Source organism: Nostoc sp. DedQUE07, from assembly GCF_034530975.2.
In the GTDB taxonomy this organism is placed as follows: domain Bacteria; phylum Cyanobacteriota; class Cyanobacteriia; order Cyanobacteriales; family Nostocaceae; genus Nostoc.
In genome coordinates, this window is record NZ_JAVRCC020000030.1 from 83991 (window position 1) to 97853 (window position 13863).

General features: G+C 42.7%; 12 protein-coding genes and 2 tRNA genes. 4 read left to right on the forward strand and 10 right to left on the reverse strand.

From position 1 onward, the window contains the following. Window positions 1-119 precede the first annotated feature (119 nt). Both RMZ95_RS21810 and RMZ95_RS21815 read left to right on the forward strand, forming a co-directional pair. A complete protein-coding gene (locus RMZ95_RS21810) occupies window positions 120-734 on the forward strand; it encodes a hypothetical protein (RefSeq protein ID WP_322684712.1) in 615 nt (204 codons plus the stop codon). A gap of 643 nt (window positions 735-1377) precedes the next feature. Next, a tRNA-Val gene (locus RMZ95_RS21815) sits at window positions 1378-1451 on the forward strand. A gap of 160 nt (window positions 1452-1611) precedes the next feature. On the opposite strand, the gene RMZ95_RS21820 is transcribed toward RMZ95_RS21815, so the two are convergent. Further along, window positions 1612-2031 carry a hypothetical protein gene (locus RMZ95_RS21820; protein WP_409883404.1) on the reverse strand — a complete coding sequence of 140 codons (420 nt, stop codon included), beginning with the start codon at window positions 2029-2031 and terminating at the stop codon, window positions 1612-1614. Between the two features lie 15 nt (window positions 2032-2046). Then, a complete protein-coding gene (locus tag RMZ95_RS21825; protein ID WP_322684710.1) occupies window positions 2047-4341 on the reverse strand; it encodes an ATP-binding protein in 2295 nt (764 codons plus the stop codon). A 409-nt stretch (window positions 4342-4750) separates the two neighbouring features. Between RMZ95_RS21825 and RMZ95_RS21830 the strand changes: the two genes are divergently transcribed. Next, window positions 4751-5941 (forward strand): transporter substrate-binding domain-containing protein, encoded by a 1191-nt coding sequence (locus tag RMZ95_RS21830; protein ID WP_322684709.1) that lies wholly within the window; start codon window positions 4751-4753, stop codon window positions 5939-5941. Window positions 5942-5993: 52 nt separating this feature from the next. Here the strand turns inward: RMZ95_RS21830 and RMZ95_RS21835 are convergent, their stop codons facing one another. Genes RMZ95_RS21835 through RMZ95_RS21845 form a run of 3 tightly spaced genes read right to left on the reverse strand, consistent with a single transcriptional unit; the run spans window position 5994 to window position 7631 of the window. After that, entirely contained in the window at window positions 5994-6143 is a 150-nt protein-coding gene (locus tag RMZ95_RS21835; protein ID WP_322684708.1) for a hypothetical protein, read from the reverse strand. A 24-nt stretch (window positions 6144-6167) separates the two neighbouring features. After that, window positions 6168-6992: a nucleoside triphosphate pyrophosphohydrolase gene (gene mazG / locus RMZ95_RS21840; protein WP_322684707.1), complete on the reverse strand. Its 825-nt coding sequence runs from the start codon at window positions 6990-6992 to the stop codon at window positions 6168-6170. Between the two features lie 51 nt (window positions 6993-7043). Continuing rightward, on the reverse strand, window positions 7044-7631 hold the full coding sequence (locus RMZ95_RS21845; protein WP_322684706.1) for a metal-binding protein: 588 nt from the start codon (window positions 7629-7631) through the stop codon (window positions 7044-7046). 112 nt (window positions 7632-7743) lie between these two features. Here RMZ95_RS21845 and RMZ95_RS21850 point away from each other — a divergent pair. Continuing rightward, a tRNA-Val gene (locus RMZ95_RS21850) sits at window positions 7744-7816 on the forward strand. Between the two features lie 229 nt (window positions 7817-8045). Here the strand turns inward: RMZ95_RS21850 and RMZ95_RS21855 are convergent. The 5 genes from RMZ95_RS21855 to RMZ95_RS21875 form a co-directional block, all read right to left on the reverse strand. Beyond that, window positions 8046-8297 carry a hypothetical protein gene (locus RMZ95_RS21855; RefSeq protein WP_322684705.1) on the reverse strand — a complete coding sequence of 84 codons (252 nt, stop codon included), beginning with the start codon at window positions 8295-8297 and terminating at the stop codon, window positions 8046-8048. Beyond that, on the reverse strand, window positions 8297-8512 hold the full coding sequence (locus RMZ95_RS21860; protein WP_322669603.1) for a hypothetical protein: 216 nt from the start codon (window positions 8510-8512) through the stop codon (window positions 8297-8299). The genes RMZ95_RS21855 and RMZ95_RS21860 overlap by 1 nt, the downstream gene beginning before the upstream one ends. A gap of 119 nt (window positions 8513-8631) precedes the next feature. Beyond that, window positions 8632-9375, reverse strand: coding sequence for an alpha/beta hydrolase (locus RMZ95_RS21865; RefSeq protein ID WP_322684704.1), 744 nt, complete (start codon window positions 9373-9375; stop codon window positions 8632-8634). A 233-nt stretch (window positions 9376-9608) separates the two neighbouring features. Beyond that, window positions 9609-10223 (reverse strand): hypothetical protein, encoded by a 615-nt coding sequence (locus RMZ95_RS21870; protein WP_322684759.1) that lies wholly within the window; start codon window positions 10221-10223, stop codon window positions 9609-9611. A gap of 152 nt (window positions 10224-10375) precedes the next feature. Beyond that, the coding region (locus RMZ95_RS21875) for a WD40 repeat domain-containing protein (protein ID WP_409883410.1) at window positions 10376-13863 on the reverse strand (3488 nt) is incomplete at its 5' end.

The window sequence follows — 13863 nt, forward strand, 5'->3', positions numbered from 1 at the left end:
CGGTCATAAATCGAGCGACGTTCTTCTAGTGAATACTACGGTTGAAAGATATGTCTTCTTGAAGATGAACGCTACAATCTATCAGAAAATCAAGAAGTAGTTAAATCCAGAGTGGCTTCATGACGCCTAATTTAACACCTAAAGCGACATTTGACTTTATTAACGTGCTATCCCAGGCTGCGGCTAAGTATAGAGAACCAAAAAGTATACGCCCTAGTGCTGAAATATTAGTAAAGGCGTTGCTACAAGCAGAAAAAACTGCCAAGCAACAAAAGTTGACTTATCCGTTTGAGTTTCTGCTCGGTAAATGGCAACTTTGCTTTGTCACTGGCACTAAAAAAAACAGAGGTAGCGGGGGAATTGTATTAGGCAACGGTTTCTATGTACCCAAGTTCATGGCAATCCATGTTTCCTTTAATGCCACTTTGGAACAAAATTCAGACAGAGGCGAAATTACTAATCAGGTTGAGCTTAACCCAGTTTTACTGAAACTCACGGGGCCAGTGCAATATTTCGGGAAGAAAAATTTATTGGCCTTTGACTTTAACCAGATGATTCTCAGTTTGTTTGGTCGTGTTATTTACAACAGAGCAATCCGTGGTGGTAAAGTTCAAACAGAAGATTTCTACAACCAACCGATAGGTAAACTACCGTTCTTTGGCTTCTTTTTGGTAACAGAAGATTTCATTGCAGCTCGCGGTCGTGGGGGAGGATTGGCATTTTGGATTCGATAAACTTAAAGACCTTTGCAGGAAATCAGGCAGTCTTGCTGGAAGCAAAAGGAAAGAGAATTTGACTTAGACCTTGCTGGAAGCAAAAGGAAAGAGAATTTGACTTATATCATGTCCGCTTGATTACTTACTAAACCCCAAGAACCCCACCCCGCCAAAGCGTAGCTTTGTCTCCCCTCCCGAAGAGCCTACGGTGTATACACAAGTCGGAAAAAGCTCGATTTTCCCATTGTTCTCTCACTTCTCGTTCCCAGTCTCCGACTGGGAATGGCTTATTAGAGGCTCTGCCTCCAGCCAGACATTGAGTCAGAGACTCAATGAATGCATTCCCAGTCTGAGACTGGGAACGAGGAAAGTCTTATTAAGGCTAGATTTTTAAGACTTGTGTATACACCGTAGCCCGAAGAGCGGGGAGAGGCTGGGGGTGGGGTGCAATGACTGTGGGTATCATAACTAATTACCCCGACTTGATATTAGACTTATTTGTTTGATTAGTAGCAAGTGGCGCAACCTTTTTTACAAATCAAATAAGTACTTCACATCATCTGCACTTGATTACTTAGGGAGTGATAGAGTTCGCCTGATTTGGTCTTTTATCTTGCATTATCAAAGAAGTATATGCTACTATTGATAATTGTGTGGTTAAGGACGTATAGCTCAGTTGGTTAGAGCGCTACGTTGACATCGTAGAGGTCACTGGTTCGAATCCAGTTACGTCCATTATTTGTACAGTGACTAATTATTTGTCGTCTGTGACTTTACTCAAAAGTTTGCCGCTATGGCAAGCTTATGCTTCTAATTTTGCAGGTGTAGAGAAAGAAGCCAACTTACTCTACCCTTTTAAGTTTAATAGCTTTACACTCCAATTTCATGTCGTGTTTCATTTTCGGTGACGAGGTGCTTTACCATAGCAAGCCCCACATAGGCGAATTGGCTCATGCTGCATTTCTACGTCAAAAGGTGGAAGCATTTGAGCAAGCCTGTCTGCATCTACTTCTACTACAGATGCGATCGCATTTGCTATTTCGGAGTACTCATTTGTTATTTCGGCGTACTCATTTGTTATTTCGACGTACTCATTTGCTATTTCAGCGTACTCATTTGCTATTTCGGCGTACTCATTTGCTATTTCGGCGTACTCATTTGCTATTTCGGCGTACCCATTTGTTATTTCGGCGTACTCATTTGTTATTTCGGCGTACTCATTTGTTATTTCGGCGTACTCATTTGTTATTTCGGCGTACTCATTTGCTATTTCGGCGTACTCATTTGTTATTTTGGCGTACTCATTTGTTACCAAAAGCTTAATTGTGCATTAAACTTGTTTGCTATTTTTGGTCAGGTTCGCTACCACTTTCACCAACTCTTCTGGCTCAATTGGCTTGGATACATGAACCTGGAATCCGGCTTCCAGAGCTAGGCTGTGTTCTTCTTCTCTAGCAAATGCCGTTAGTGCTACAGCTAGAATCTTCTCCCCTTGCTCTGTTTCCTGCGCCCGCACTTTCCGAATCAGGGAATAACCATCCTCATCTGGCATTCCGATATCACTGACTAGAACATCTGGTTTTAATCGTTCTAGTGCTTCTAGAGCTTCACCTACTGAGCTAACTGCCGTCACCTGCCCTCCAGACTTTTCAAGAATGAAGGCAATTAACTCTTGCGTATCGGCATTGTCATCGACAACAAGTATTTGCAAGCCGTTGAGTATTGAGAGATTTTCGACATTTTCTTGACTTTCTTTAATTAACTGTTCTGGTTGCGGTTCTACCAGAGGCAACAACACTGTAAATTTTGCTCCCCTTCCTTCCCCTTCACTAACTGCGCAGACTCTGCCTGAGTGCATTTCTACTAAATGGTGTACAATTGCTAGCCCCAACCCCAAACCATTGTCTGCTCTAGTAGTTGTGCTATCAGCTTGACGGAAACGCTCAAAGATATAAGGTAGAAAGTCAGTACTAATTCCCTTACCTGTGTCAGAGACAGTTATCTGGACATTTGAGTTTACCTGTTCCAGATGTACTTCAACTTGCCCCCCGTTAGGTGTAAACTTGACGGCATTAGAGAGCAAATTCCAGACAACTTGTTGCAGGCGTTCGGCATCGCCCATAACTTGACCAACTGAAGAATCAAGATTAAATTCAACTTGAATATCCTTAATTTCAGATGTGGGAAGTACAGCTTCAATTGCCGCTTGAATTATCGGCACAAGGTCAATTTTACGGATATTTAGGCGAATTTGTCCTTGTACAATGCGTGAGATATCCAGGATATCTTCAATCAGTTTTCTTTGAAGTTTGGCATTCCGCTCAATTATCTCCAATGCCTTAGAGGTAGTTGCTTCATCCCATTTGCGAGTACGTATTAGTTGAACCCAACCCAGCATAGAATTGAGGGGTGTACGAAGTTCATGGGAAACGATCGCTAAAAACTCTTCCTTAATGCGGTTAGCTTCTTGGGCTTGCTGATAAAGCTGGGCATTTTCAATGGCGAATGCTGCTCGTTGAGCAAGTTCTTCAGCCATTTCTAGGTCTACAGTAGTGTAATGGCGTCCTGGTTGTGCAGAGGCAAATAGAATTGTCCCCAGCTTGCGCTCGCGTACTAACAATGGTACTACCATCTGAGACTTAAGTTGGAGTTGGCACAGCAAACTGAAATGTTCTTCGTTCGAGGACTTTCTCTGTAATGAAGACTCAAGAATGTTTGTAACCAGTTCCGGCTTACCAGTCCGTAAAACTTTCGGTGGGCCGTAATCAGCGTCAATAGAAATTGGATAGCGTTGTTGAAGTTCTCGGATCAATCCTTCCTTGGCTGGTTCTGATGCAACGATGACTGGGTTAGTGAAGACTGGCAAATTATCTTCGATGACATCCACAATACACCAATCGGCAAGAGTAGGCACTGCTAATTGCGCGACGCTGGTTAGGGTAATGCGATAATCCAAGGAAGATGCCAATACACTACTTGCTTCAGCTAAAAAATTAGAGCGTTTTTCTGCGGCTTGGGCTGCAATTCGGGCGGCTTGCTCATTAGCAAATAATTGCTGGCGCTGCAACTCTAAATGCTTACGCTGGCTAATGTCACGCATTAGCCAGCGCAGAGCAACTGCCTGACCTTTTTCGTTGCGAACGGTAACTACTGTCAAAGCTACATCAAAACAGATTTTTTCTCGTGGTTGTAAACACACTTCCCATTCTCCACCTCGGTCGAGCTGCTGCAACTGAGTCAGGTAATTAAAAAAAGCTTGATGATCTGGCTGGGCGATGAAAGTAAGTAGCGGTTTGCCAATCAAAAATCGCTGTAAAACATTGAGGTGTATGCTAGCAGCACGATTAGCTTCCAGGATAGTGCCGAATGTATCAGTTACCAAGTAACCATCAGGCGCAAAATCAAATAATTCTTGGTAGCGCTGACGCTCTTTCTCTATTACGATTCGTGTTACTTGTAGTTCCTCGGAAGCGATTTTTAGTTCTTCCAAAGTGATTTGCAGTTCCTCAAAAGCTTCTAGTGTTAGCTCTTGCTGTGAATATGGCTCACTACCAGTCCTTTGCACTAATCCGATTACCCGTGAGCGCAATGTCTCTAATTGTTGACTAAAATCGTCCACATCCATAATTGCTCACTTTGCAAAGACTAAGAAGCGCATGTTAGATAAAATATCTGGCAATTATAAACCCAAATGTACGCTAAAAGCCGATCTCAAAACTATTACTCAAAAGATAGAGGTTTGTCTTGACAACGCGAGTTCTACAAATTGAGTTAGACACAAAGTTGTTTCAACCTCCACCTACCATCCTAAAATAAACAATTCATCAAGAAATCTACCTACAGTGTTGTACAGCAAGAAACATATTAGGTAGATTTCAGCAAATGTTTTTATAGCTTAAGGGGGACTGATGCTTACAGCAACATTACCAGCCGTAAATCTGAAAAAAATTGGTATTAGGGGGATGATGAACGCGATCTTTGATATAGGGTGGGCATGATAAATAGATTATGCACACAACCCTGAGAGAATTTTGATGATAAATGCGATCGCTAGTAGATTTCGCCAATTTATGGCTGGGAAAAACCGCCTAATTGGCAGATATGACCCGAAAAACAAAATCAAGCGTTCCTTAGCACTGTATACCTGCATAGGATTAATAGGTGGAATTCTGGCATTGTTATTAATGGCGTCCCCAGGAGTAGGCCAAAAACCACAACTCCAACAACCTTTATTAGTAGCGACACGAGTTATACCGCCCTTTGTGCTATCAAACAAAGGTGAGCTATCAGGATTCAGTATCGACCTCTGGCGCAAAATCGCTAACCAAATAGGTGTAGAGTCTAAATTTATAGAATATTCCACTGTGCCGCAACTGCTTTCGGCTATTAAGGAAAGCAAAGCCAACTTGGGAATTTCAGCCATCTCAATTACAGCCGAACGCGAGCAGAACTTTGATTTTTCATTACCTATTTTTGCTGGGGGGCTGCAAATTATGGTGAGAAACCCAGAAAGCAACAGCAGTGCCTTCCCAAATATTTTGCAATTGTTTTTCTCCGGTAGCCTTTTGCAAGTAATAGGCGTTGCCTTAGTGTTAATTATCGTAGCAGCCCACATTATTTGGTTATCTGAGCGTCATCACAAAGATGGGATGATTCCCAAATCATACTTTCCTGGCATTTTCAAAGCCTGTTGGTGGTCAGCTGCCACATTAGCAACCCAAGCTGATGAAATGCCCAAGGGAGTACTGGGACGCTTAGTAGGTATTATCTGGATGTTCATCGGAGTACTTTTTGCTGCCTACTTTACAGCCAGTGCGACTACCTCATTGACAGTGCAACAGCTTCAGGGTGATATCAGGAGCATAGACGATTTACCCGGCAAGGTAGTGGCTACAACTGCGGGTAGCACAGCCGCTACATACTTACGAGAACATAAGATTTCAGTTTTAGAAGTTACCAAGATTGAGCAAGCTTACAATGCTCTGCAAACAAAAAAAGCTGATGCCGTAGTGTTTGATGCGCCTGTACTCCTCTTCTATGCTGCCAATGAAGGCAAAGGAAAGGTACAAATTGTTGGCAGTATCTTGCGTGAAGAAAGCTACGGTATCATTCTGCCCAACAACAGTCCCTACCGCAAACCAATTAATCAGGCTTTGCTGAGTCTCAAAGAAAATGGCACTTATCAATCGCTATATGATAAGTGGTTTGACGTTGAAAAATCTTGAAGAAGGGAGTGGGGGAGTAATGAGTAATGAGTAATGAGTTAGGAGTTAGGAGTTAGGAGTTAGGAGTTGGAGCAGGGGGACAAGGAGGAATTATTGAACAAGTCTCTCCCAAGTCTTCTCCCTCTTCCTTGTCTGCCTTTGTCTCTTCTGCATACCCAATGCCCAATGCCCAATGCCCAATGCCCCATGCCCAATGCCCCATGCCCAATGCCCAATCCCAAATCCCCTATTCCCTATTCCCTTCTTTCGCCAGTTGAGCTTTTGCCTGTTGCCAGAGAGTTTCTAATTCATTCAAACTGTAATCAGAAAGGGGACGGTCAACAACCGCCTCCATTTTTTCTAATCGCTGGACAAAGCGCTGATTTGTGCCTTGCAAAGCGGTGCTGGGGTCAAGATTATGCCAACGCGCTAACTGAATCACGGCAAATAGTAAATCGCCTAATTCTGCTTCTTGTCGTTCGGGTGTTTCTTCAGCTAAAGCTTGCTCGAACTCTCCCAACTCTTCATGAAACTTATCCCAAACACCCTGAATATTTTCCCATTCAAACCCGATCGCAGCAGCCTTTTGAGAAATTTTCATCGCCGCCGTCAGTGGGGGAAGAGTACGTCCATAACGAGCGAGTTTAGCACTAAATTTTTGGGCATCTGGAGATGCTTCGCCCTTTTCCGCAGCTTTGATTTGTTCCCAATTTTGCCGCACCTCATCCACACTGGCCACCGACACATCACCAAACACATGAGGATGACGGCGAATCAACTTTTGGGAAATCCCCTGAGCGATTTCCTTGAGAGAAAATTGCCCAGATTCACTAGCGATTTGGGCTTGCAATACCACCTGTAATAATAAATCGCCTAACTCCTCTGCGATCGCACCCTTATCCCCACTCTTAATTGCATCCACCACCTCATAAGCTTCCTCAATCACATAAGGCGTGAGCGTTTCCGCAGTTTGAGCCAAATCCCAAGGACAACCACCATCAGGCTCACGCAACTTCGCCACCACCTCAATCAACTCCTGCAATGCCCCCAAAATCTCTTCTTGCTTTTCCATACCTCTGCGTACCTCTGCGCTTCCCTTAGCGTTCCTTTGCGTTTAAAAAAATTATTTCTTCACTCTCGCCCGACGACTACCACCCCTCACTTTCCGCTTCTTAATTTTGCCACTAGGAAGCAGCCCCCGAACCCCCTGCTTTTTAAACCGTTTATAAGCCGATCCCCCCCAATCGCTCAGAGAATGACTCATCGCACCGAGTTCCAACCCCAAAAACAAAGCGATATATTCAGTATCGTATTGCACGAGCGATCGCCCCAAAATTCCCCCCAAATCCTGCCAACTAAAACTCAAATTCCATAACCTTTGAGCGATCGCCAAAACGAAAATTGCCAAAATTGCCAGCAAACATCCCAGATAAAGTATTCGCAAAATCGTGCCAATAATCGGCCCGTGGGATAAAAAAGAACGATGTCGGAGACTTTTTTGATAAGGTAGCCAAATCCAGCGCAAGAAACCCCAGCGTTGGAATTGCACAGAGTAAATATCCAAATCGGGGCCAAACATCAGTCCGCCAAAGAGAAACCCGCCTGCAACCAACAAAGTTGCATTGCTACTGCGAGTCTGCCAGAAAGTAACGCTCGCCACCAACGGCAGAGCATACATAGTAATGCGATCGTGCGTCCGACCAGAGGGCATCCTAAATCCTGAGTGACTCAATACTGAGTCAGTATAAGAGAAAAAAAGATTTTCTTGAAACTACTAGCGCAATGCGAAATGTTTTGCTATATTAGTTAAGGATTAGTCAAACGGGCGGTTAGCTCAGTTGGTAGAGCGCCTGCCTTACAAGCAGGATGTCATCAGTTCGAGTCTGGTACTGCCCATTAAGTAAAAAAAGGCTAGAGACAGCTTAAATGCGGTTTCTAGCCTTTTTTAAATGGATTCACAATCTCTAATTGACCAGCGACTACTAACCCATCTTGCATATCTTCAGAATAGAGAATATTTGCTCTTGCGATCGCGCACAAGAAATAATCAGACTATCCCAAAAAGAAAAATTATATCGACTGCGGATATCTGATGCAGATTCAAAAATAGTCAGATTGAACTCTACTACACAGTGCAACGACTATAAAGCGACTGAATCACAGCTTTAATTTGCCCTTCATTAAAGGCTGCTTTTTTGAGCAAATTGGCAGCAACCTCATTTACAACCTGTGTACTAATGATGATTCCTTCAGCTTCTGTAATTGCAATAGCAATATTACGCTTTCTTGTTCTTTCTGTAACCTCCATCTTCTTATCGTCAAATAAACGATAAAGCCAAACATTTGTATCAATAAAAGATGTACCAGAACTCATCATTATCGGTTATAAATTTCCTCACGGCTGAATACACCATCCACTTGAACAGGATTTTCTGTTAATTCATCAATTATGTCTCTTTTTTTAGATGATTTTTTCGTCACCAAAACGATTACTTTAATATCATCTCCTTCACCAAGTTCTTGTTTGTACTCATCAGGAATCTGAATTAAACCATTTTGAATCTTTGCTTTAAATTCAACTGCATTTAGCATCTTTAACCTCTCTTATATCTATGGGGCTTTATTTATTATGAGCGATGCCTAGGTTGAGCTGCGCCAACTCATCATTAAGATAGTCCACTTGGACAAAAGATTTTGGATTGCTCAAAAAATTAATCACTAGTTAATATTGAGGCGAGAAGTTCAGGGCGAGACAGATGTGGGCAATGTCCAGAAGGAAGCTCAATGGCATCGACTCCTAAGCGCTTTCGTGCAGCGTAGCGTGACCATGTAGGAGATATTATCCGGTCATTGGTACAAACAATATATTTACGTTCAACATGCGGCAAAGCTTTTAGAGGATTCGTTTCAAATATATATGCCATAGATTGTTGCGAACGACTTTTCGAGATTGCCCACTGTGTTACATCTGGTTGACAATCATGAAAGAAAAACTCCTTTAATACTGCTTCGTCTGAATAATCTTTGCCTACGGAAGCTGGTTCATACATATCAGGCTCATCGTAGAACTGTTGGAGTTTACTTGGCTCTTTTGGCTGGTAATTGAATGATTTGAGCGTATCAGAATCAAGACGATGAGAAAATTGGTCGAGTGTACTAACTCCAGGATATGGAAGTAGCGCCGCCACAAACACTAGTTGACGCACTTTTACCGCTTCTGCAACCAGAGGAATTATAGTACCAGCCATTGAGTGACCGACTAGAACAATATCATCATCAGTTTTTGGCAGTGCTTGAATTACTACATCTGCAAGTTGGGACAAAGTAGTAGATGCATTTTCAATTGGCAAATCCATTGCTACAGTTTTGTGACCCTGTGTTTCTAAGTAGGGAATTAGCAAATCCCAACACCAGGTGGCTTGGAAAGCACCGTGAACTAGACAAAAAAGACTCATATAAATTGAATAGTGGTAATTAGGTAGACATAATTAAATATAAAATAAACTCCTAGTTTGTAGTGAGCGATTTATCGATCAGAGCAAGAATTATCAGGACTAAAGTCCTTACTACAAACTTTAAATTTGTTTATGCCTAGATACTTAATGGTGGACGAGTTGTTTAACTTCTCTTATTTTTTAGCAAATTTTAAAACTTGACCAGGTAAATTACATCAGCACCTGCTATATATTCAAACAGCAGTTAAAACAGGTTGAAAAGGTTGCAATAAAATACCCAAAATTTTATCAACTTCTTTAATATAGTACTCAGTCAAATCTATATAAACAGTTGTCCCTTCTAAAAATAAAAACTTCCAGTTAGTTCCGCTAGTAACCGAGCCGTAAATTTGCCCAACTTCATTGCCTTGATTTTGATTGAATATTTGTGCTGCAATCATTGCCGCTACACATTGACCCAGACCGCCGATAATATCTTCTTTTTTCGCTTCAAAAATGAACATTACCGGAGCAGAAATAAATAATTGTTCTTGGGAGTTGCTGATAATGTAATCGCAAAAGCCTTGCAAGCCTTGAGTTGCATCAACATTAAATTCATTTCCAGAGAACAGCGATATTTTATTATTTAATAATCGTCTGACCTCTGCAAGTATTGGTGCAATTAAAAACTCTGATCTTGCTTTTTCGGTTGAAATTGCAGTTGCTAAAGGGATGTAATCTATTAAAATTGTTCTGAGTGTTTCTGATGGTGTAACAGGTTTTGTATCAGCAAATAAATTCCGAGTTTCATCGAGTGTTAAGTCAAAACTCTTTTTCACCTTGGCGAGACTAAAATCGCTGTATGCCATCCTTTCCACCTTGTGATTATTTATTTTTAAGGGACTTCCAAATAAAAAAATATCCAACTTTTCTTGTGGGTTGGACATCTTGTTTACCCTTGGTTACGGGCGGGCGAGACGCCCACCCCACAAGATTGCATAATTTATTTCTTGAAAATCTCTTAACGTGAGTTTGGCTCTAATTCAACCTTACCTTGATTCGCCAACTCTTTCGCTCTCGCCTGGGAATCAAACTTTAATTTATTATCCCACTGCTGTGCTTTGTTAAACTTTTCAACAGCGCCATTAATATCATCATTTCGCGCTAACTTCTCACCTTGGACGACTAACGCTTTCGCGCTTTGCGCCAAGCGAGATGGAGTTTGGCATGATTGCAACTCTTCTAACACTTCTGGATGGGCAATAAGGTAGTGATTCAGCAAACTACAACCACTGAATAATAAATTATCGAAATCGAAATCCCATAAAATTATTGTTTTGTCAGCACTAGCAGAAGCTAACTGTTCTCCATTGGGGCTGTAGGCAACGCTATAGACCTGACTGCTATAACCAGTAAGGGTTTTGAGGGGTTTACCAATGCTGATATCCCAGATTTTGATGGTGCTATCAAAACTAGCAGAAGCTAACTGTTTTCCATTGGGGCTGTACGCGACGCCAATGATCAAACTGCTATGACCAGTAAGGGTTTTGAGGAGTTTGCCACTGCTGACATCCCAGATTTTGATAGTGTTGTCAAAACTAGCAGAAGCTAACTGTTGTTCATTGGGGCTGTAGGCGACGCTCCAGACCCAACTGCTATGACCAGTAAGGGTTTTGAGGAGTTTACCACTGCTGACATCCCAGATTTTGATGGTTTTGTCCCGACTAGCAGAAGCTAACTGTTGTCCATTAGGGCTGTAGGCGACACTATTGACCTCTTTGCTATGACCAGTAAGGGTTTTGAGGAGTTTGCCACTGCTGACATCCCAGATTTTGATGGTTTTGTCCCAACTAGCAGAAGCTAACTGTTGTCCATTAGGGTTGTATGCGACGCTATTGACCTCTTTGCTATGACCAGTGAGGGTTTTAAGGAGTTTGCCACTACTGATATCCCAGATTTTGATGGTGCTGTCAAAACTAGCAGAAGCTAACTGTTGTCCATTAGGACTGTAGGCGACGTTACTGACCGAATCGCTATGACCAGTAAGGGTTTTGAGGAGTTTACCACTGCTGGTATCCCAGACTTTGATCGTCTTGTCAGCACTAGTAGAAGCTAACTGTTGTCCATTCGGGCTGTACGCGACACGAATGAACCCACTGCTATGACCAGTAAGGGTTTTGAGGGGTTTGCCACTGCTGATATCCCAGATTTTGATGGTGAGGTTCCAACTAGCAGAAGCTAACTGTTGTCCATTCGGGCTGTACGCGACGTTAATGACCACATTGCTATAACCAGTCAGGATGTTGAGGGGTTTACCACTGCTGATATCCCAGATTTTGATGGTGCTGTCAAAACTAGCAGAAGCTAACTGTTGTCCATTGGGGCTATAGGCGACGCTATAAACCTCACCGCTATGACCAGTCAGCGTTTTGAGGAGTTTGCCACTACTGGCATCCCAAATTTTGATGGTTTTGTCATCACTAGCAGAAGCTAACTGTTGTCCATTGGGGCTGTAAGCGATGCTTCTGACCGCACTGCCATGACCAGTCAGGGTTTTGAGGAGTTTGCCACTGCTGACATCCCAAATTTTGATGGTCTTGTCACCACTAGCAGAAGCTAACTGTTGTCCATTGGGGCTGTAGGTGACGCTATTGACCTCTTTGTTATGACCAGTAAGGGTTTTGAGGAGTTTACCACTGCTAACATCCCAGATTTTGATGGTGTTGTCAAAACTAGCAGAAGCTAACTGTTGCCCATTGGGGCTAAAGGCGACGCTAGTAACCGAATTGCTATGACCAGTAAGGGTTTTGAGGAGTTGACCACTGCTGGCATCCCAGATTTTGATCGTCTTGTCAGTACTAGCAGAAGCTAACTGTTGTCCATTCGGGCTGTACGCGACGTTAATGACCCTATTGCTATGACCAGTCAGGGTTTTGAGGAGTTGACCACTGCTGGCATCCCAGATTTTGATCGTCTTGTCAGTACTAGCAGAAGCTAACTGTTGTCCATTGGGACTGTAGGCGACGCTATTAACCTCATCGCTATGCCCTTCTAAAGTATTCACCTCGATCGCACGGTTTTCTTTCTTCTCATTGGGCTTTAAATAAACCGCTTGCTGTAAAATTGCCACAGTTTGCATTAGGATATCGCTTCTGTGCTGTGCCCAAAGTGTATGCTTGAGTTTGCTACCTGCTTTTAAGGCTGCTATTAAAGCATCTGGATGTTTTTCAGAGAGAAGATAGGCTTCAGAAGAATTATTGATGGCGCTAATTTGATTAACATTTGCCTCTACTGACCACTGGAATGTTGCTGCTGCTAAAACAGCAAATCCTAAACCTGCGGTTATGGAACCAAAAAGGGCGCGTTTGAGAACACGATTAAGTTTTGCTTCACTCAGTTTTCTTTGTTCTCGTTCTTTTTCCAGTTCCGCCATCACCTGCTTTAACTTCGGTTCCTGTTGCTGGCGGATAAAGGCGGCGATGTAGTCATGTACGAGTTGATAACGGTCGGCGGGGTTTTCTGGTAGCAAAACCACTAAGCCGGATTGGACAAAAATCTCTAATATTAAATCTAATTTACTGATTTCAGAAGCTTGTTTTGCCCTAGCTTCCGATCCCCCCGCCTGCGGCGATCGCCTTAAAAAGGGGGTAGAAAGAATGAAGCCCCGCTTTTTAAGGGGGGTTGGGGGGATCTCCGAAAAGTACGGGAGTAAATCGCGTTCCAACTCAGCGCGAGTTTTCAGAGGGCGAGTTCCTTTTTCATCCGTCAGCAAATACATTAATATGTCTGCTGCTTGGTGATTTTCTTCACCACAATCATTAACAACTTCATGCAAATAACGCTTAACCAATTCGTCCTTAGTGCCACGCTGCCAATATTCTGCCAGAGTTGTAATATTCTCCGTTTGCAGTTGCGCCCCCACAACCTGCAATTCAATGGGACGAACTTCACCCAATTCTCCGGCTAAATCTTGTACCAGTTGTTCAACTAAAGCAGGTTCTAAGTGAAAGCTAGTATTTTCAGTTAAACGCTGAATAATTGACTTGGCATCAGCAAGTGAGAAATTCCCCAACTTGTAAAGTACATTATTACTGAGAATGTCATTGCCAATAATCTTGAGACTCGACAAATCATTGCACTCTAGCAAGTAATGGATGTAATCTACCCGCAGCGATAAGATAATTTTCACCGATAGAACATTCAGACACTCTCCCAGAAACTCAAAGAATTGCTTTCTTTGTGCAGGTTCGGTGTAAACAAAGAAAAATTCCTCAAATTGATCGAAAATTAACACTGTGCGGAGGTTACGCTGTTCGTTTTCTTTGAGTCTGGATATCAAATATTGCGGAGTTCTGAGTTCTGAGGGTGGAAGTTGACCTTCTGAGGGTGAACGTTGACCTTCTGAGGGTGGAAGTTGACCTTCTGAGGGTGGAAGTTGACCTTCTGAGGGTGAACGTTGACCTTCTGAGGGTGAACGTTGACCTTCTGAGGGTGAACGTTGACCTTCTG